At 74.4% G+C, this 18575-nt stretch carries 16 protein-coding genes; 3 read left to right on the plus strand and 13 right to left on the minus strand.

Annotated elements, in window-relative coordinates; all coding sequences use genetic code 11:
• Nucleotides 1–397: 397 nt before the first annotated feature.
• From GT045_RS30485 to GT045_RS30520, 8 genes are all read right to left on the minus strand, one after another.
• A complete protein-coding gene (locus tag GT045_RS30485) occupies nt 398–2053 on the minus strand; it encodes an AMP-binding protein (protein ID WP_161336148.1) in 1656 nt (551 codons plus the stop codon).
• Between the two features lie 251 nt (nt 2054–2304).
• The gene (locus GT045_RS30490; RefSeq protein ID WP_161336139.1) at nt 2305–3423 is read right to left on the minus strand and encodes a Glu/Leu/Phe/Val dehydrogenase; all 1119 of its coding nucleotides are present in this window, start codon (nt 3421–3423) and stop codon (nt 2305–2307) included.
• 41 nt (nt 3424–3464) lie between these two features.
• Nucleotides 3465–4028: a gamma-glutamyl-gamma-aminobutyrate hydrolase family protein gene (locus tag GT045_RS30495; RefSeq protein ID WP_161336140.1), complete on the minus strand. Its 564-nt coding sequence runs from the start codon at nt 4026–4028 to the stop codon at nt 3465–3467.
• Nucleotides 4029–4039: 11 nt separating this feature from the next.
• Nucleotides 4040–4846 (minus strand): acetylglutamate kinase, encoded by an 807-nt coding sequence (locus GT045_RS30500; protein ID WP_161336141.1) that lies wholly within the window; start codon nt 4844–4846, stop codon nt 4040–4042.
• Nucleotides 4843–5898: an N-acetyl-gamma-glutamyl-phosphate reductase gene (gene argC / locus GT045_RS30505; protein WP_161295706.1), complete on the minus strand. Its 1056-nt coding sequence runs from the start codon at nt 5896–5898 to the stop codon at nt 4843–4845. The genes GT045_RS30500 and argC overlap by 4 nt, the downstream gene beginning before the upstream one ends.
• Nucleotides 5895–6743 carry a RimK family alpha-L-glutamate ligase gene (locus GT045_RS30510; RefSeq protein WP_161336142.1) on the minus strand — a complete coding sequence of 283 codons (849 nt, stop codon included), beginning with the start codon at nt 6741–6743 and terminating at the stop codon, nt 5895–5897. Before GT045_RS30510 ends, argC begins: the two co-directional genes overlap by 4 nt.
• 1 nt (nt 6744) lies before the next feature.
• Nucleotides 6745–6930, minus strand: coding sequence for a lysine biosynthesis protein LysW (locus tag GT045_RS30515; protein ID WP_161295710.1), 186 nt, complete (start codon nt 6928–6930; stop codon nt 6745–6747).
• Between the two features lie 48 nt (nt 6931–6978).
• The gene (locus tag GT045_RS30520) at nt 6979–8130 is read right to left on the minus strand and encodes an isopropylmalate synthase (RefSeq protein ID WP_161336143.1); all 1152 of its coding nucleotides are present in this window, start codon (nt 8128–8130) and stop codon (nt 6979–6981) included.
• 268 nt (nt 8131–8398) lie between these two features.
• Here GT045_RS30520 and GT045_RS30525 point away from each other — a divergent pair, with 268 nt between their 5' ends.
• Nucleotides 8399–9187 (plus strand): arylmalonate decarboxylase, encoded by a 789-nt coding sequence (locus GT045_RS30525; RefSeq protein ID WP_161336144.1) that lies wholly within the window; start codon nt 8399–8401, stop codon nt 9185–9187.
• An 81-nt stretch (nt 9188–9268) separates the two neighbouring features.
• On the opposite strand, the gene GT045_RS30530 is transcribed toward GT045_RS30525, so the two are convergent.
• The 5 genes from GT045_RS30530 to GT045_RS30550 all read right to left on the minus strand — a co-directional run bounded on the left by GT045_RS30530 (nt 9269) and on the right by GT045_RS30550 (nt 14531).
• On the minus strand, nt 9269–9991 hold the full coding sequence (locus tag GT045_RS30530; RefSeq protein ID WP_345942804.1) for a response regulator transcription factor: 723 nt from the start codon (nt 9989–9991) through the stop codon (nt 9269–9271).
• Nucleotides 9992–10040: 49 nt separating this feature from the next.
• Nucleotides 10041–11225: a transposase gene (locus GT045_RS30535; protein WP_237538997.1), complete on the minus strand. Its 1185-nt coding sequence runs from the start codon at nt 11223–11225 to the stop codon at nt 10041–10043.
• 345 nt (nt 11226–11570) lie between these two features.
• Nucleotides 11571–12419 (minus strand): alpha/beta hydrolase, encoded by an 849-nt coding sequence (locus tag GT045_RS30540; protein ID WP_161336145.1) that lies wholly within the window; start codon nt 12417–12419, stop codon nt 11571–11573.
• Nucleotides 12420–12493: 74 nt separating this feature from the next.
• Nucleotides 12494–13741: an MFS transporter gene (locus GT045_RS30545; protein WP_161288121.1), complete on the minus strand. Its 1248-nt coding sequence runs from the start codon at nt 13739–13741 to the stop codon at nt 12494–12496.
• Between the two features lie 247 nt (nt 13742–13988).
• Complete coding sequence (locus GT045_RS30550) at nt 13989–14531, minus strand: SDR family oxidoreductase (RefSeq protein ID WP_161336146.1); 543 nt, start codon at nt 14529–14531, stop codon at nt 13989–13991.
• Nucleotides 14532–14915: 384 nt separating this feature from the next.
• Here GT045_RS30550 and GT045_RS39185 point away from each other — a divergent pair, with 384 nt between their 5' ends.
• Complete coding sequence (locus GT045_RS39185) at nt 14916–15188, plus strand: hypothetical protein (protein ID WP_202529171.1); 273 nt, start codon at nt 14916–14918, stop codon at nt 15186–15188.
• 15 nt (nt 15189–15203) lie between these two features.
• On the plus strand, nt 15204–18575 hold a 3372-nt coding region (locus GT045_RS30555), incomplete at its 3' end, for a BTAD domain-containing putative transcriptional regulator (protein WP_161336147.1).

Below are 18575 nucleotides of genomic sequence, written 5' to 3' on the forward strand. Positions count from 1 at the left end.
GGAACGGTCCGCGGCGGAGCCGCCGGAGAAACCCCGTCCCCCGCGGCCGGCTGCGTGGCGGCCCGCTGCGTGGCGGCCGGATCAAGAACGGTCCGCGGCGAAGCCGCCGGAGAAACCCCGTCCCCCGCGGCCGGCTGCGTGGCGGCCCGCTGCGTGGCGGCCGGATCCGGAACGGTCCGCGGCGGAGCCGCCGGAGAAACCCCGTCCCCCGGAACCGTCCGCGGCGGAGGCGCCTGAGACACCCCCTCCCCCGGGGCCGCCTGCGGAACTCCCTCGCCCGGGGCCGCCTCCCCGGCCACCTTCGGAGCCGCCTCCCCGGCCGTCTCCCCGGCCACCTTCGGAGCCGTATCCCCGGCCGTCTTCGGAGCCGTATCCCCGGCCGTCTCCGGAACCGTGGTCACGCGGCTCCCCCCGTCGCGTAGCGCCGGCGCAGTTCGGCCTTGCGGACCTTGCCGGTGAGCGTCTTGGGCAGGGCGGGCACCAGCTCGACGCGGTCCGGCAGGAAGCGCTCGTCGTGTCCCGCCCGGCGGATCCGGTCCCGGACCTCGTCGAGCGTCGGGCCCCGCTCGCCGCGCGGCACCACGACCGCGCAGATCACGGGGTCGGCACCGGCGGCGCCTGACGGCAGGCCGACCAAGGCGGCCTCCACGGCCCCGGGGAGGCCGCCGATGACCGCCTCCAGCTCCGTCATCGGGGCCACCCGCCCGTCGCGGACGACCGCGTCGCGGGCCCGGCCGACGATGCGCAGACCGCCACGGCCGTCGTCGCGGGCCAGGTCGCCGGTGTCGAACCAGCCGTCGGCGTCGAACTCGGCGGCGAACACCTCCTCGCGCCGGTAGTAGCCGAGCGCGAGGGAGGCGCCGCGCACCCGGAGCCGGCCGGTGCCGTCGGTGCCGGGCGCCTCGATCCGGGTGTGCATGGCGTCGATGGCGCGGCCGTTGCTGTGCGCCGCCCAGTCCTCGGGGTCGGCGGGCCGGGTCGTGGTGACCGGACCGGCCTCGGACATGCCCCACAGCGAGTACGTCCGCGCGCCCAGCGTCGCGTGCACCTCCTCGGCGAGTTCGGCGAGCACCTGGGCGGAGCCGATGACCACGTGCCGCAGGGTGCCGGTCTGCCGCGGCTCGGCCCGCTGCGAGGCGGCGACGTCGGCGAGCGTGGCCGGCGGGCCGTACAGCAGCGTGGCCCCGTAGCGCTCCACCAGGTCCAGCAGCACCTCGTTGCGGCGCACGTCCTGGAAGGCGACGGTGCCGCCGAGCAGGACCCCCGCGAGGACGCCCTGCGCGAAGCCGGAGTAGTGCACGAGCGGCGTGGACACGGCGGCCACCCAGTCGTCGCCGAGTCCGAAGGCGTCGACGTAGCCGCGCACGGCCGAGTGGACCGTGTTCTGACTGTGCAGGACGCCCTTGGACTCACCGGTGGTGCCGGAGGTGAACAGCACCACGAACGGCTCGTCGGCGCCCAGCGCGAGGCCCTCCAGTCCGGCCGTGCCGGGCTCCTCCTCGCGGGCCTCGGCCACGAAGTGGTCGTGGAAGGAGAGCGCGCCGTCCGGGATGGGGCCGTCCACGACCGCGACGTGGGCGAGGGTCGGCAGCTCGGCCCGCAGCCCGGTGACGATCTCCGCCAGCGGTGTGCCGGACCACTCGGGGAGCGTCACGCAGACCCGGGCCTCGGTCAGTCCGAGGCGGTGACGCAGCTCCTCCGCGGGGCAGACGGGGGAGATCGGGCAGATGACGGCGCCGACGCGCATGCACGCGAACATCAGCGGCACCATCTCCCAGCGGTTGGGCAGCTGGACGGCCACGACATCGCCCCTGCGCACACCGAGCCGGAGCAGGGCGAGCGCGAACCGGTCGCTGAGCCGGGCAAGTTCGGCGTAGTCCAGGGTGTCGGTGCGGGACTCGGCGACGCGGCGGGCGGCGATGGCCAGCTTGCGCGGGTGCAGGCGCGCCCGGTGGTGCAGGTCGTCGAGGAAGGTCTCGTCCCGCCACCAGCCACGGCGCCGGTACTCGGCGGCGTCCCCGCGGGGCCCGACGGCACCCGGAGCGGGCCGCACTCCGGCCGCGACGGAAACCAGTCCGCCGGCTACCGGGACGGCCCCCAGCCCCTCGGCCGCAACGGACCGCACGGCGCCCGGACCAGCCCCCTGACCCACGCCAGGGACAGCCCCCTCGGCCTCGACCGGAGCGGCCCCCCGCCCCTCGCCCGGCACAGAACCCCGACCCTCCGCCGGGGCCCGACCCTCCGCCGGGGCCCGGCCCTCGGCCGGGGACTCCTGGGTGTCGGTGGGGGCGGAGCCCTGGGCGGTCATCGGCGGTCCTCGCGGCGGACCGCGAGCAGTTCCGGCAGCGGGTCGCCCGCCCGGCCGGCCGCGATCTCCAGCAGGTCGCGGGTGTTCTGCCGGACGCGGTCGCCGATCCAGTCGAAGACCCATGCCTTGCGGGCGTCGGCCGCCAGCCCGAAGGGGACGACCCGGGTGACGGCCAGAGCGGCGGCACCGGCTCCGCCGATGTTGGCGATGACCCCCGGCACCAGCGTGGCGCCGGCGGCCCGGGCCTTCTCCCGCGCCTCGGCGTCGGAGGCGAGGTTGGCGCCCTCGACGACCAGGGCAGCGCGCAGCCGGTGGGCGTTCCCGGCGTTCAGCGCGTGCTTCTGCGCGGCGAGGACCAGCACGTCGGCGTCGACGTCGAGCCAGGCGTCCGGCGCGCCGGAGGTGGTCACGTGCTGCGGCAGGCGGGCGCGGTCGATCCGGCCGAACTCGTCCGTGACGGCGACGAGGTCGGCCACCGGCAGCCGGTCGGAGCTGATGGTGCCCTGCACGTCGGCGACGGCCACGACGACATGCCCGCGGTCCTCCAGGAACCGCGCGACCGCGCGGCCCACGGCGCCGAAGCCCTGCACCACGACGCGGGCGGCCTCGCCGCGGCCGGTCGCCTCCAGGGCGGTGACCGCGGCGACGCCGACCCCGTGCCCGGTGACGTCGATGAGCGGCTCGTAGTAGGTGCGCCAGTCGACCGGCATGTCCGGGGCGCCCAGGCGGTAGCGGGGGTCGTAGCCCGCCTCGTCGAAGAACACCGCCCGGTCGGCGGGGGTGACGCCCATGTCGATGCCGAGGTGGATGCCGCCGTGCAGCAGGGGCTTGACGGTGCGGCCGAACGTGCGGAAGGTCTCCTCGCGGTCGCCGCCGGCGGACACGATGCCGCCCTTGGCGCCACCGATGCGCAGGCCCGCCAGTGTGAACTTGTCGGTCATGTCCCGGGCCAGGCCACGGACTTCCTCCTCGGTGACCGAGGGGGTCATCCGCACGCCGCCCATGGCCAGGCCGTCGACGAGCGTGTCGACGACCACCCAGCTCCGGATGGCGCCGCCGCTGCCGTTCAGATGGACGGTGAACGCGGGCTCCTGGGTGTCTTCCACAAAACTCATGTCAGCTCTCAAGTCCTCGTGGGTGGGTGGCTCGGCGGCGGTCACCGGTAGAGCTGCGTGAAGCCGCGCAGGATCTCCAGGCCGTCGCTGCGGAACTCCAGGTGCGCCTGGGAGCCGTAGATGCGTCCGTCGTCGGAGCGCAGGAACTCCACCGGTGCGTGCGCGGAGCGGCCGATGGAGCGGAAGCCCGCCGGGGCCTGCTGGAGGTAGAGGGTGTGCCGGTGGAACACCGTCACGGTCGGCTTGACGTGACCGAACAGCGGCTCGTCCGGGTCGACCTGCACCTCGTAGCCGCCGACCCGCTGCGGTCCCTCGGCGAGCCGGCCGCCCGCCGAGACGGCCAGGATCTGCATGCCGCCGCAGATGCCGAAGACCGGGACGCCGGAGGTCATGACGAGGTCGACGAGCGGCTTGTAGTGGTCCTGGTCGTAGGCCCGCACCTTGGTGCCGCTCAGCACGATCGCCTGGTGGCGGCCGTCGAGGCGGGCGGGGACGGACGCCGCGTCGACGGCGTCGGTGGCCGAGCCCAGCTCCTCGAAGCGGCGGCGCAGCTGGGGCAGGGACAGGGTTCCGTTGTCGACGACCAGGACGCGGGGCTGGGCCACGTGCGTGCTCCTCACGTTCGCGTGATGACGGTGCCGGTGCGGGCGGCGAGCAGGTCGGAGACGGGCGCGCTGCCGATGACGACCCGTGCCACGCCGCGTTGCAGGGCCTCGTCGGCGGCCCGCAGCTTCTTGCGCATGCCGCCGGTGGCGCCCTTGTCACGGAACGCGGCGGCGGCCTCGGCGCCGATCTCACGGACCGGCTCGCCGTCGATCAGCAGGTGGGTGACGTCGGTGACGAGCACCAGATCGGGTGCGCCCACCGCACCGGCGAGGGCGGCGGCGGCCCGGTCGGCGTCGGTGTTCACCTCCCGGCCCGAGGAGTCGCGGGCCAGCGGCGTGACGAGGCGGGGCCGGCCGGGCTCCAGGTCCTTCAGCAGGGTGGGGTCCGCGTCCGTGACCGGGCCGACCAGGTTCTCCAGCTCGACCAGCTGTTTGTCCCGCCACCACCAGCGCTCGGCCTCACCCGCGGTGAGCAGCCCGTCGCTGCCGAGCAGCCGCTCGGCCCGCAGGCCGCGGTCCCGCAGCCGCTGGAGCACCTCGGCGCCGAGCCGGGCGCTGACGGTCTTGATGTCCTCGATGACCTCGGGCGTGGTCCAGCGGCTCTGGTTGCCGTACCGGTCGCGCAGGACCGCCGACGGCTCACGGTGGCGGGCGCTGAGCCTCTTCAGCGGCTTGGACCAGCCGTGCACCAGGACCAGCGGGCGTCGCCGGCCCAGTTCGGCCAGGTCGTCCCACCAGGTCCCGTCGAGATCGTCGACGGCGCTGCCGCCGAGTTTCACGACGGCCGGTGCCTGCCGCGGCTGCTGTGCGGTGCTCATGCGGGCATCACCGGGTGCATCGTCAGCCCCGTCTCCTCGGGCAGCCCGAACCGGAGGTTCACCGCCTGCACGGCCTGGCCGGCGGCGCCCTTGACCAGGTTGTCCAGGGCGGCGAGGACGACGATCCGGCCGCCCTCCTCGTCGTGCAGCACCGTCACGTCGCAGTAGTTGGAGCCGAGCACCGCCTGCGGGTCCGGCACCGGGATCAGCGTCTCGGTGTGCCGGCGCACCCGCACGAACCGGTGCTGCTTGTAGAAGCGCAGGTAGGCCCGTTGCAGCGCGCGCTGGTCGACGGCGTCGTCGGTGAAGACGTAGGAGCTGGTGAGCAGGCCGCGTACGTGCGAGACGCCGTACGCCGACATGCTCAGCGAGCCGATCGAGCCGGGCTTGCCGCGCTCCAGGAAGTCGCTGACCTCCGCCGCGTGCCGGTGGCCGGTGGGCGCGTACGGTGCGATGGCGCCGCTTCGGAAGGGGTGCAGGTCGGCGGTGCGCAGCTGCAGGCCGCCGCCGCTGGAGCCGCTCTTGCCGTCCACGACCACGGTCTTCAGGTCGAGGCCGAGGCCCTGGGTGAGCGGGGCGAGGCCGAGCGTGATCGCGGTGGCGTAGCAGCCCGGCAGCGAGATGAGCGCCGCGCCGGCCAGCTGGTCGCCGACCAGTTCCGGCACGCCGTAGACGAAGCGGTCGGCCAGGTCGGTGCGCCGCTGGACCTTCGGGTACCAGCGGGCGTGCCGCTCCGGGGTGCGGATGCGGAAGGCGCCGCTGAGGTCGACGACGGCGGCGACGCGGTCGGCAAACAGTGCGGCCAGCTCGGCGGAGACCGGGGCGGGCGTGGCCAGCAGCAGGACGTCGACCTGGTCGGCGACGTCCTCGGTGACCGGCTGCACGGTCAGCCCGGCGTCGATGCGCAGGGCCGGGTGCAGCTCGGCCGGGCGCCTGCCGATGTTGGAGGAGCCGCCGAGGAAGGTCAGCTCCAGGTCGGGGTGCTGGGTGATCAGTCGGATGAGTTCGCCGCCGGCCAGCCCGGAGGCGCCGACGACTCCTGCGCGGATCATGCGAGCAGCTCCTGCACATGGCGGCCGATGGCCGAGGGGACGTCCGCACCGGTGGCCGAGGCCACGGCCCGGAAGCCGGGGGCGTGGTTGACCTCGTTGACGACGTAGCCGTCGGCGGTCCGGAACAGGTCGACGCCGTAGATGCCGGGCCCCAGCTCCGCGACGACCGCGTCGACGATTCTGACGAGGTCTGGGTCGTGGGCGAGGGCGCGGGTGTCGTTGCCGAGGGCGGCGTTGTTGCGCCAGTCGGTGCCGCCGCTGGCGAACTCGGCGGCGCCGACCAGCTCGCGGCCGACGACCAGGCAGCGCACCGAGGTGCCGCCCAGGTACGGCTCGACCAGGCAGGCCTGCTCGAAGGCGTGGCCGAGGTCCTCGACGTAGTCGTACACGGACTGGGCGGTGTCGGAGTGCCGGATCAGCGTGACGCGCTTGCCCATGCCGCCGAAGACCGGCTTGAGGACGACCGGCAGCTCCAGTTCGGCGAGCGCCTGCTCGAAGTCCTTGCGGGACAGCACGAGCCGGAAGTCCGGCACGGGTACGCCGGCCGTGCGCAGCACGGTGCGCAGGGCGGCCTTGTTCTCGCAGGCGTGGATCGCCCGGGCGGTGTTGACGGTGCGGGCACCGGCCGCCTCGGCGAGGCTCGCGACCAGGCCGCCGCGGGTGTAGCTGCGACTGCGGATCAGCAGCGCGTCGTAGTCCCGTACGGCGGGGGCGCCGGGTTCGCCGAGGCACAGGGACTCGTCGTTGACCCAGTCGACGGTGAGGCCGTAGGCGTCGGCGCGCTGGATCAGCTGGCGCTCCTCCCAGGCGATCCGGTCGGCGACGACGGCGACTCTGCGGCCCATCTCACTGGCCCCAGTCGCGCAGCTGCACCTCGACCATCTGGAGGGTCAGCCGCCCGTCCGCGACGTCCTCGACGCGCAGGGTGAGCAGGCACTCGGGGCAGGAGAGGGTCTCGCCCTGCACGACCGGCGGCACGGTGAGGTCGGTCTCGCACTCCGGGCAGGCGCCGGTGAGGGTGGCGGTGGACATGGTCGGGCTCCGTTCTGTCACGCGGATCGGCTGGTGGGTACGGCTGGTTCAGGCGGCCTGGAAGTCGATGGCGGCCTTGCGGATGGCGTCCCGGTCCAGGAGCGGGCCGCCGGTGTTCTGCTGGCGGTCGGTGAGCCAGCCCGTGAAGGCGTCGATGTCGACGCTCGTCCCGGAGTCGGCCAGCGCCCAGGTGACGAGGGCCGGGGTGAGCCGGGTGCGGACCCGCAGTTCCCTGGAGCCGCCCACGAGTTCGGCCGGCAGGGTCTCGTATGCCTCCGGGTGGCTGAGCTGGCCGGGCAGTTCGTAGGCGAAGGCGTGCGGCGTGGTCGGGCCGGACTGGAAGGCGGTGCCCAGACCGGCGCCGCGCAGGGCGATCCGGGACAGCTCGGTGAGGTGGCCGAGGTCGAACCGGGTGTCGCCGTGCACGACCCGCAGTGCGGTGAGCAGTTCGGCCAGCGGGGCGTTGCCGCCGCGCTCGCCGATGCCGCCGACGGTCGCCGAGACCCACCGGGCGCCGGCCCGGACGGCGGCGAGCGAGTTGGCGACGGCCATGCCCAGCATGTTGTGCGAGTGGATCTCGATCTCGGAGCCGTCGATCGCGGTCAGCTCACCGATCACCGCCTCCATCTGCCAGGGCGACAGGCAGGCGACGGTCTCGGCGAGCCGGAACCGGTCGGCACCGGCCTCGAAGCCGGCGGTGACGTAGGGGACGAGCCGCTCCCTGGGCGTGCGGGCGCCGTCCTCGCCGCTGAAGGTGACGTGGAAGCCGCGCTCCTTGGCCTGGGTGATCGCCGAACGGGCCAGGGCGTTCAGGAACTTGGCGCTCGGTGTGCCCAGCTTCAGCCTGGCGTGCTGCTCCGAGGTGGGGATGGAGTACATGATGTGGCGCACGCCGAGGCGCTCGGCCTCGTCGAGGGCGCGGGCCACCTGCTGCCGGTCCCGCACCACGAGCAGCGTCATGCCGCGCTCGGGCCCGACGGCGTCGTGCACGGCCTCGACCAGCGGGGCGTCCTTGGAGCCCGGGCCGGAGACCATGCCCACCTCGACCAGTTCGACGCCGGTGCGCACCAGCAGGCCGGCGATGGCGGCGGCGTCCCGCGGGCCGAACTCGACACCCGCCATGTGCGCGGAGTCGCGCAGGGTCGCGTCGGATATCCGAGGCGGGTTCACAAGTTCGTCATGATTTTCCGTTGCTGCCATTTCCGTTCACTCCTTGTTGCAAAGGAATTTCCATCCCTGGCTTCCGGAAGAGTTCGGTGAACCGCAATCCGGGAACGAATGCGTCTGGCGCCGCACAACAGCCTCCCCGGTGGAGCGGGTACGGGACAAGGAAGGCAGCGTCAGAAGGCCGTGGAAAACTGTCAGGGAATGTCAGGAAGTACAGGCCGTGCAAGGGCGGTGTGGCGGTGCGCAAGAGAGCGGGGAATACGCTGCCGGGCCGGGACCGGTGGGCCTACCGTGCCCTTTCATGGACCTTCTCTCACTGCCTCGGCTCGGGCTCGTCGTCCCGCCGGAGAACCCGACCGCGGAACCGGAGTTCGCGACGCTGCTGGACCACCGCGTGAACGTGTACACGGCCCGCTTCCCGACGACACCCGGGATCGGCCTCAGGGACATGCTGGAGTCCTACAACCGGGTGCTGCCCGAGACCCTCGGCCAGTTCGGCGGCATGCGGCTGGACGGCGCGGTGGTGGCGTGCAGCGCCTCGCACTACCTGCTCGGACCGGACGGCGACCGGGCCTTCTGCGCCGAACTGTCCGCGCGGGCCGGCTTCCCGGTGACGTCCTCGACCCAGGCCGTCCTGGCCGCGTGCGACGCCCTGGGCGTGCGCCGGCTGACCCTGGTCTCGCCGTACGAGCCGTGGCTGACCGACACCTCGCGCGCCTTCTGGGAGCGGGCCGGCCTGGTGGTCGAGGGCACCGTGTCGGTGCCGGCGCGCCCGGCCCCCGGCGCCGCCCCGCACTACGACCCGTACCAGGTGACCACCGCGGAGATACTCGACCGCACGGCGGCGGCCGGCCTCCCCGCCGGCACCGCCGTGATGTTCACGGGCACGGGCATGGGCACGCTCGCCGCGCTGCGGGAGCTGGCCCGCCGGGAGCCCGGCCGGGTGCTGCTCACGTCCAACCTGGCGGCGGCGTGGTGGGCCCGGCGCGCCCTGGCCGGCGGTGCCGGAGCCGGAGCCGGTGCGCACCCGCTCCTCGCACGGCTGGAGACGGCGGCTGGAGACGGCGGTGGTGTGACGGCGGTGGTGTGACGGCGGTGGGCTCCGGCGGCCCAGGGGTCCCCGCCCGCCGGGGCCCGCACGCCGTCCTGCGGTGTCCCGCCCTCCGGGCGGCTAGGACGCCTCGGGCATCTCGAAGATCCCGGACGCCTCCGGCCCGTCCAGGGCACGCCCGCCGCCGTACCCCATCCGGTAGCCGACACCGCGGACCGTGGTGATCCACCGGCTGCTGCCGAGTTTCGCGCGCAGACTGCTCACATGGGTGTCTATGGTGCGGCTGGTGCAGGCCCAGTCGCTCCCCCACACCCGTGCCATCAGTTCCTTGCGCGACACCACCGTCGCGGAATGCGTGGCGAGGACGTACAGCAGCTCGAATTCCTTCGACGTGACGGGGACCAGGCGGTCGTGCAGCCGCACTTCCCGGCTGCGCGGATCTATGTGCAGCGGGCGCAGGGAAATGCTCCTCTCCTGCGCCGTGGCGCGGTGGGCGCGGCGCAGGACGGCCTCTATCCGCGCACCGATCTCCCGGAATCCCCAGGTCTTCACCACGCAGTCGTCGGCGCCGGCCCGCAGTGCGAGCACCCGTTCCAGTTCGTCGTCGAGGTCGGTCACGGCGATCAGCGGGGTGTCACCGTCACTGCGCACCGACCGGCACACCTCCAGTCCGTCCATGTCGGCCAGCTCCAGCGAGAGCAGCACCAGGTCCGCGTCGCGGTACGTGCGCAGCGCCCGCGCCCCGGTGTGCACGCTCCGCGTGGTGTAGCCCTGTCTGCGCAGGTCACGCTCGACGGCCTCGGCCGCCGCCGCGTCCCGCTCCACCACGAGTACGTTCGTCACCCCTTGCCGTCCCCTCATCGTCTGCTCGTCTCGGGTCGCTCGGACGTCGTCAGCACGCGGCCCCCCTCGGCTCGGCGGGGGCCTCGCCCCGGGCGCCGTCGAGGTACTGGTGGACGTACGCGGCCGAGGCCATCGTCATGTGGTGGTGCCAGCCAGGGAAGGAGCGGCCCTCGAAGTCCAGGACGCCGAGACGGTTCTGCAGGACGGAGACGGTCATCAGGGCGGCGGTCCGGCCCCGCACCAGGGACAGCACCTCGTCCACCGGCCGGTCGGTGAGGCTGGTGATCCAGTACCGGGCGGGCAGCCGTCCGTCCGGGGCGGACCGCTCCAGGATCCGGTACGTGCGCGAGGCACCGTCCGCGCCCGCCGCCGGCCGCGGCAGCCGCACCGTGCCGGGGTAGAGGTGGATCGGCACCACCTTGGTACGGCCGTCGGGAGCGTGCCCCACGATCACGTGCGGCTGCCGGGCGTGCCGGACCCCCATCAGCGCGCCCACCGTGCACACGGTCGGCGTGTGCTGTCCGACGAGCACGACCTGCCCGGGACCGACCTCGCACACCACGTCCAGCCGCTCCCGGGCCAGCCCCGCCAGCACACCGGCCGCGTCCTCGCACCGCGTCAGGTCCAGGACCCAGGGCAGCCCGGCGACGTGCGGCAGCGTCACGGCGTCCGTGGCGTAGTCGAGGACGTGAGCGCCGATCGGGCGCTCCTTCTCGTCCTCCGGTATGCGGGCCCGCCGCCTGCGCCGCGTGTCCCGGTCCCAGGCGCCGCTCAGCACCAGGCTCCAGTCGACCGGGAAGGCATGGCCGGCACCGGCCAGGAACAGCCCGAGCGCCCGCTGGCAGTTGACGGAATGGCCGGTCACCGGGTCCACCCTGCGGTGCACGCCCGCCGAGTGCCCGCCGCTCTTGGGGATGATCAGCTCGGCGACCGTCCAGGCGTAGGGCGCCGCCTGTGCGGCGACGCGCTCGGCGAGCCTGCGGCGCACCGGCCGCCAGTCCCAGGAACTGGCGTTGATGAACTGGTGCAGCCCGCGCAGCGCCGCCGGGGGTAAGGCGTCCTCGCGCGCCATGCGCCGTGGTGTCTTCTTGCCCGAACCGTGGATCAGGGCCCACAGATACGCCCGGGCCCAACGATGTTGTTCCACTCGGTGAAGTGACCGGAAAACATCCTCTACAAACCCCTGCATACGCAGGCTGTCGGCCGATGACACGCGCGTCTCACTCGATGACATAAACGCTACGTCCCCTCGTATTTCGTAACGCTCAGACTGAGGCAAGGCGCACCGTGCATGTGCCCGTGCCACAAAATACCCTCGGAGCCACAATCCTGTCCGTCAGGAGTCAGTACTTCACGACTTCGCGCGCTGACCTGGGCAGACGCCCCGGGAAGGTCCGGAGGAAGGAAGGGCGCCGGCGGCCGGAAAATACCGGTCGGCCAATACTTACAGGCCGATCTCGACTCACCCGATGGCGTGTCAAAAGTTTATGAACAAAATCGGTTGAGGGCATGCCGAAGACCGCCGAAGGCCGGGGGATACCTTCGGCGGCCGGACCGGGTGGGCCGGAGCCCTGTTCCTTCAGACCTGGCGCACCGCCAGGGTGTCGAGCCAGTTGCCCAGCAGGCCGTGCACGGCGTCCGGCTGGTCGAGATGGACGTGGTGTCCGGCGCCGTCGACGACCGCGTAGGTCGCACGCGGGTAGTGCTCCAGGAGGTCCAGCTGGTCGCGCCAGCCCACCACGTGGTCCTGCCGGCCGGTCACCAGCAGATGCGTGCCGTCGTGCGTGCCGAACCGGGACTCCGGCGGCTCCTCGGACAGGTGCGCCTTGAGCAACGCGGCGGCGTCCTCGCGGTGGTGGCCGCGGATGCCGGGCAGCACGTGGTCGCGGAAGGCACTCCAGCCCGCGTCGTCCTGGTACAGCGCGGTGCCCGCGAACGCCTCACGGTCGTCCGGGCCGAGCGCGGCCAGCAGCGCCCGGTCCCGGGTGAGCACCTGCCGCTCGGGCAGCACGCGCTCACCGCTCGGCCTGACCAGCGGCGCGACCAGCGCCGCGCCCAGGACCTGCGGACCCCGTTCGGCGATCAGCAGCCGGGCGAGCCGGGCACCGTAGGAGATGCCCACGACCGCGAACGGCGCGTCACCGACGGCCCGGTCCACGAACCGCAGCACCGCCTCACCCATGGCCTCGGCCGTGAGCGGCCCGGTCAGCCGCGGTGAACGGCCGGACCCGGGCAGATCGGCGTAGAGCCGCCGCCAGCCGCGGCGCGCGGCGAACACGGGCTCCAGCGGCAGCAGGAGCCGGTGGTCGGTGGTGTGGCCGGGCAGCAGCACCACGGGCGTGCCGGAACCGAACTCGACGTGGTGCAGCGGGTACCGGGCCGACCGCGCCGTCCTGGCCCTCCTGCTCGATCCGGTGTCTTCGGTCATGGCTCCACAGTCCGGTACCGACTCGGTGTGATGGTCGTTCCACGGGGGGTGGGGGCTCGGCGCCCCCGGTGCGGCTACGCGGCCTGCCTGCGGGCGGGGAAGCCGTGGCCGCGGGCGAGCACGACGACGGCGATCACCGGCAGCATGAGCAGCAGCACGCTCCACGGCAGGGAGTCGCTGCCGCTCAGGTCGAGCAGCACGCCGCCGATGACACCGCCGCCGGCCATGGCGACGTTCCACAGCGTCACGAGCATGGCCTGAGCGGCGTCGGCCGCCGTCTCGCCGCCCGCCTCACCGGCCGCGGTCTGGAGCAGCGTCGGCACCCCGCCCCAGCCCAGACCCCACAGCACGGCGGCGACATAGACGAACGCGGTGTGGTCGGCGAGCACGGCCAGCACCGCGGCGGCCACCGCGACCAGCAGCGAGCTGGCGACGGTCAGCACACGCAGCCGCCGGTGGATCTGCGCGCCGACGATCCAGATGCTCGCCAGTGAGGCGGCGCCGAAGACCAGCAGGACCAGGTCGGTGTTCCCGCCGAGGCCGAGGTCGTCGAGGAACGTCGCGATGTAGGCGTAGATGATGGTGTGCGCCAGGACGAAGACCAGCGTCACGAACAGCACCGGCGCCACGCCCGGCACCCGCAGGGCGTGCAGCATCTTCGGCCGCTCGCCGCGCTCCTGGCCCGGATAGTCCGGTACGGCCGCGGCGATCCACACCAGCAGCAGGACGGTCAGCCCGGTCATCGCGAGGAACGCCACCCGCCAGTCGGTCACCTTGCCGAGGAAGGTGCCGGCGGGCACGCCCAGCGAGAGCGCGACCGGGATTCCCGCCATCGCGACGGCGATCGCCCGGCCCTGGAGCCGGACCGGGGCCAGCCGGCGCGCGTAGCCGGCGAGCAGCGCCCAGGCCAGGCCCGCCGCGACTCCCGCGACGAAGCGCGCCGCCATGGTCAGCCCGTAGGCGGAGGACACCGCGGTGACGGTGTTGGCGACCGCGAAGCCGATCATGGCGGTCAGCAGCAGCCGCTTACGGCGCCAGCCGGCCGTCGCCGCCGTCAGCGGGATCGCGGTCAGCGCGGTGCCGATCGCGTAGACGGTGACCGTCTGCCCGGTCGCGGACTCGCTCACGTTCAGGTCCCGGCTCATCGCCGGGAGCAGTCCCGCGGGCAGGGTCTCGGTGAGGCTCGTGATGAACACGGCGGTCGCCAGGGCCAGCAGGGCGAACATGGGCAGCTTCTGCGGCTGCTCCTCCGCGCCCTGCCGACGGCCATCGCCGTCTGTGCGCACCGGCGAACCGGCCGCGGTCTCGGGTGTGGTGCTCATGGCTGTGCTCCAGGGTTTCGGAACGGGGGGACGGGAGGACGGGAGGACGGGAATGGGACGGGGCGAGGTGAACTGATCGGGGGGATGGTCGGAGCCGGGGGGGCGGGGCCGGCGGGGTGGGGTGGCCGGAGCGGGGGGCGGGACCGGCGAGGTCGCGTGGCCGGATCAGGGGTGGAGTGGACACGGCCGGCGAGGTGGAACCGGCCGCTGGTGCAGGGCCGGGAGGCGTCGCCGGCCGGGGAAGGGCTCATGGCCGGCTGAGCCCGCCGTCGACCGGGAAGCGGACCCCGGTGGTGAAGGTGGCGTCGGTGGCCAGGAACAGCGCGGCCCGGGCCACCTCCTCGGCGGCGCCGAGGCGGCCCAGGGGCGGCAGCGGCACCCCGGCACCGCCCGGCGCCGAGATACAGCCCGGTGCGACGGCGTTGACGCGGATGCCGCGCGAGACCAGCTCGGCGGCGAGCGCGTGCACGGCGGCGGGTGACAGGGCCGGGGTCATGAGCACGACCGCACCGCCGTCCCCGACCCGCGCCAGCAGCGGGCGGGCGGTGGCCACGACGTCGGCGAACAGCAGGTCGACGGCGTCACCGGAGGCGAGACAGCCGGCCACGCCGGACGGTGCGACGACCCGGGCGGTGGAGCCCAGCTCGTCGCCCAGCCGACGGCGCTCCTCCGCGGCGCGGGCGGCCAGCACGACCCGGGCGCCGCCTTCCACCAGCCGCTTGGCCACGGCCAGCCCGATGGCGGTGGCCTCTCCGACGACGACGGCCGTCAGGCCCGTGTACTTGGTCATGCTGCCGTTTCCTCCGCCGCACCTGCCTCGAACTGCCCGGTGCACACGACGATGCGCCGCCCCCCTTCGGGAAACCTTCGGAACGGCTTACGTCCGGCTGCCGGCCTCCTCGTCGGACGGCTCGGTGCGCGGGCCCCGGCACCGCTCAGGGCCGCCCCGGGACAGGGCCGGGCACCCCTCAAAGCCGTCCCGAAACCGCGTCCGGCCCCGCTCAGGCCCGTCCCGAAACCACGTCGCGCCCCGGCCAGACCCGTCCCGGAACCACCGCACCCCGGCCAGGCCCGTTCTGGAACCACGTAGGGCCCCCGGTCACGGCCGTTCTGGAACCAAGTAGGGCCCCGGTCAGGGCCGTTGTGGGACCGGGATCGGCGCATCGGTCACGGCTTGGGTCGCGACGGGATCGGCGCACCGGTCACGGCCTGGTTCGGGATCGGGGCCGGGGCCGGGAGCGGGGCCGGGGCCGGGAGCGGGGCCGGGGCCCGGCGCGGCCGGTTCGGAACCGGGGTCGGCGCTGCGGCCGGCAGGGGCGCGGCCCCGCTCGCCGTCGCCCTCGCCGTCGCCCTCGCCGTCGCCCTCGTCGTCGCCCTCGTCGCCGCCCTCGCCTCCGGCTTCCGGCCGCCGGGGCCACGTGACCGCCGTACCGGAGTGGTGCCGTGACGTACAGTGACGCACATGCGGTTTGGGGTGCTCGGACCACTGGCGGTGTGGGACGACGAGGGGGCGGCCGTCAGGGTTCCCGAGGCGAAGGTCCGGGCGCTGCTCGCCGACCTGCTCGCCCACGACGGCGGACCCGTCTCCGCGGACCGCCTCATCCACGACCTGTGGGGCGACCGGCCGCCGGGCCGGCCCGCGGGCTCGCTCCAGGCCAAGGTCTCACAGCTGCGCCGGGCTCTCGGCCGGGACCGCGTGGTGCACCAGCCCTCCGGCTACCGGCTGCGGCTGGAGGACACCGACGAGGTGGACGCGGCCCGGTTCCGCGACCTCGTGGACCGTGCCGGCGGTGTCCCGGACCCGGGCGCCCGCGCCGCACTGCTCACCGAGGCACTGGAGTTGTGGCGCGGCCCCGCCTACGCCGACTTCGCCGACCGGGAGTTCGTCCGCGGCGCGGTGCAACGCCTCACCGAGCAGCGGCTGTCCGTGCTGGAGGAGCAGGCCGAGGCCCGCCTCGCCACCGGCGAACAGGTGCTCCTCGCCGGGGAGCTGGCCGACCTGGTGGCCCGGCACCCGCTGCGGGAACGGCTGCGCGCGCTCCAGATCCGGGCGCTGTACGCGGCCGGCCGGCAGAGCGAGGCACTCGCGGCCTACGAGGATCTGCGCACACGACTCGTCGCCGAGCTGGGTGTCGACCCGAGCCCCGAACTCACCTCGCTGCACCAGGCTGTCCTGCGCCAGGATCCCGAGCTGACGGCGATACCGCAGGGCGCCACCGTCCCGGCGTCGTCCCACCCGCACCCCACGCCCGTATCCGGCACCGGCCTGAGCGCCGCCCCCGCCGGCACCCCAGCTACAGCCGCCGAGGCGCCCCCCGCCCCCTCCAACCTGCCCGTCTGCCTCACCCCTCTCATCGGGCGCCGCGATGCCCTCGACCGGCTCGCGGAACTCCTGCGCGGCGCGCGCCTGGTGACCCTCACCGGCCCCGGCGGCGTGGGCAAGTCCCGGCTGGCCGTGGCGGCAGCGGAGGAACTGCGGAACCCCGGCGCCCATGAACCCACCACCGGCCCCAGCGCCCAAGAATCCCCCACCGGCCCGCGCGCCCTCCACCCCACCACCGGCCCCAGCGCCCAAGAATCCCCCGCCGGCCCGCGCGCCCTTCACCCCGCCGCCGACCCGAGCGCCCACGGGGCCGCCGCCGGGCCGCACACCCACGGGGCAGCCGTCGGGCCGCCGCACACCCACGGGGCAGCCGTCGGGCCGCCGCACACCCACGGGGCCGCCGTCGGCCCGAGCACCCACGGGGCCGCCGAGCCGGTGCTTCCCGACGGGACCTGGTTCGTGGAGTTCTCCGGTGTCCGCACCGGCACCGCCGCCGACCTCGCCCAGCTCGTCGCCGCGTCCCTCGGCATCAGCGACCACGCCCCCTCCGCCGTACCGGTCTCCGCCACCGGCACCCGCTCACCCGTCCACCACCTCGCCGCCGTGCTGCGCGACCGGCGGATGCTGCTCGTCCTGGACAACTGCGAGCACGTCGTCGACGCCGCAGCCGAACTCGCCACCCTGCTCCTGCGCACCGCACCCGGCCTGCGCGTGCTGGCCACCAGCCAGGAGCCGCTCGGCCTGCCGGGCGAGGAGGTGTTCCTGGTCGAACCCCTGCCCACCGCGGACGCCGTACAGCTGTTCACGCAGCGTGCCGCCGCCGCGGCCCCCGGCTTCTCGCTCGCCCCGGACTCCTGCGACGACTCCGACCGCGCCGCCGTCACCGAGATCTGCCGCCGCCTGGACGGCATCCCGCTCGCCCTGGAACTCGCGGCGACCCGGGTACGCGCCCTGGGCGTGCGTGAGCTGTCGGCCCGGCTCGGTGACCGCTTCCGGCTGCTGACCTCGGGCCGGCGCGGCGCGCCCGAGCGCCAGCAGACCCTGCGCGCGGTGATCGACTGGAGCTGGGAACTGCTCAGCGCGCCCGAGCGCATCGTGCTGCGCCGGCTCGCCGCGTTCGGCGACGGCTGCGACCTCCGGGCGGCCGAGGCGGTGTGCGCGGGCGACGGCGTCGCCGACTTCGAGGTACCCGACCTGGTGATCCGGCTGGTCGAGCGGTCACTCGTCGTCGTCGGCGACGGACCGACCGGTCCGCGCTACCGGCTCCTGGAGTCCGTCGCCGCGTACGCGACCGAGCGGCTGCACGAGATGGAGGACCTCACCGCCGTACGCGACCGGCACCTGCGCCACTACCTCGCGCTCGCCGAACGCGCCGAGCCCGAACTGCGCGGCGCCGGTCAGCGGTCCTGGCTCGTCCGGCTGGACGCCGAGGCCGGCAACCTGCGGGTGGCCCTCGACGAGGCCCTGCGCCGGGCCGCCGCCGGCGCCCCCGCCCAGGCGGCGCGCCTGGCCACCGCCCTGGCCTGGTGGTGGCTGCTGCGCGGGCGCCTCACCCAGGCGCGCCGCAGTCTGCGCGCGGTCCTGGACACCGTCACGACCGCCACCGAGCCTCCCGCCCAGGCCGAACTGGCGCTGCTGCACTGCGCGTTCGCTCTGCTCACCGGTGATCGCCAGGCGGCCGTCACGCTCCCGGACGACACGGCCCTGCCCGATCCGGTACGCCGGGCCCGCGCACTGTGGCTGTGCGCGTACGGCCTGTTCAGCGCGGGCGCACCGAACGGTGACGAGCTGAACGACCGGGCGCTGGCGCTGTCCACCGTCGCGGGTGACCCATGGGGCACCGCCGCCGCCCTCGGCCTGCGGGCCACCCTCGCGCTGATCCGCGGTGACCTCGCCGGACTGGGCCGGGACGGACGGCGCAGTGCCGCGCTCTTCCGCGAGGTGGGCGACCGCTGGGGCGAACTCCAGACGGTGTCCCCGCTCGCCGCCCTCGCGGAGATCAAGGGCGAGTACGGGGAGGCGGAGGACCGCCAGTACGAGGGGCTGCGGATCGCGCGCGAACTGGGCCTCGCGGCCGAGGTGTCCGCCCGGCTGTCCGGCCTCGGCCGCCTCGCGCTGCTGGCCCGCGACTGGGACCGGGCTCGCGACCTGCATGAACAGGCGCGGCGCAGCGCCGCCGAGCAGGGCTACAAGTACGGCGAGATCCATGCCGAGATGGGCCTCGCACTCGGTGCCCGCCGTTCCGGTGACCTGGACGCCGCCGAAACGCACCTGGGGAACCTGCGCGACGGCTACGCGGCCGTCTCCTCACAGGCGGGCGACCACCTGGTCCTGGCCGAACGGGGCTTCGTGGCCGAACTGCGGGGCGACGCGGAACGGGCGGCGGCTCTGCACCTGCGCGGCCTGGAGGCGGCCCGCGCCCTCGGCGAGCCGCGCGCCCTCGCCCTGTCCCTGGAGGGCCTGGCCGGCGCGGCGGCTCTGCGGGGCACGGCGTCCGCCGCCGGCTGCGCG

This window comes from Streptomyces sp. SID486 (assembly GCF_009865385.1).
GTDB lineage: Bacteria > Actinomycetota > Actinomycetes > Streptomycetales > Streptomycetaceae > Streptomyces.

Bases quoted from the DNA above. Each gene is read 5' to 3' on its own strand.
- GT045_RS30490 (WP_161336139.1), bottom strand. From the start codon at position 3,423: ATGAGTTTTGTGGAAGACACCCAGGAGCCCGCGTTCACCGTCCATCTG.
- GT045_RS30500 (WP_161336141.1), bottom strand. From the start codon at position 4,846: ATGAGCACCGCACAGCAGCCGCGGCAGGCACCGGCCGTCGTGAAACTC.
- argC (WP_161295706.1), bottom strand. From the start codon at position 5,898: ATGATCCGCGCAGGAGTCGTCGGCGCCTCCGGGCTGGCCGGCGGCGAA.
- GT045_RS30510 (WP_161336142.1), bottom strand. From the start codon at position 6,743: ATGGGCCGCAGAGTCGCCGTCGTCGCCGACCGGATCGCCTGGGAGGAG.
- GT045_RS30515 (WP_161295710.1), bottom strand. From the start codon at position 6,930: ATGTCCACCGCCACCCTCACCGGCGCCTGCCCGGAGTGCGAGACCGAC.
- GT045_RS30520 (WP_161336143.1), bottom strand. From the start codon at position 8,130: ATGGCAGCAACGGAAAATCATGACGAACTTGTGAACCCGCCTCGGATA.
- GT045_RS30525 (WP_161336144.1), top strand. From the start codon at position 8,399: ATGGACCTTCTCTCACTGCCTCGGCTCGGGCTCGTCGTCCCGCCGGAG.
- GT045_RS30535 (WP_237538997.1), bottom strand. From the start codon at position 11,225: ATGTCATCGAGTGAGACGCGCGTGTCATCGGCCGACAGCCTGCGTATG.
- GT045_RS30540 (WP_161336145.1), bottom strand. From the start codon at position 12,419: ATGACCGAAGACACCGGATCGAGCAGGAGGGCCAGGACGGCGCGGTCG.
- GT045_RS30545 (WP_161288121.1), bottom strand. From the start codon at position 13,741: ATGAGCACCACACCCGAGACCGCGGCCGGTTCGCCGGTGCGCACAGAC.
- GT045_RS30550 (WP_161336146.1), bottom strand. From the start codon at position 14,531: ATGACCAAGTACACGGGCCTGACGGCCGTCGTCGTCGGAGAGGCCACC.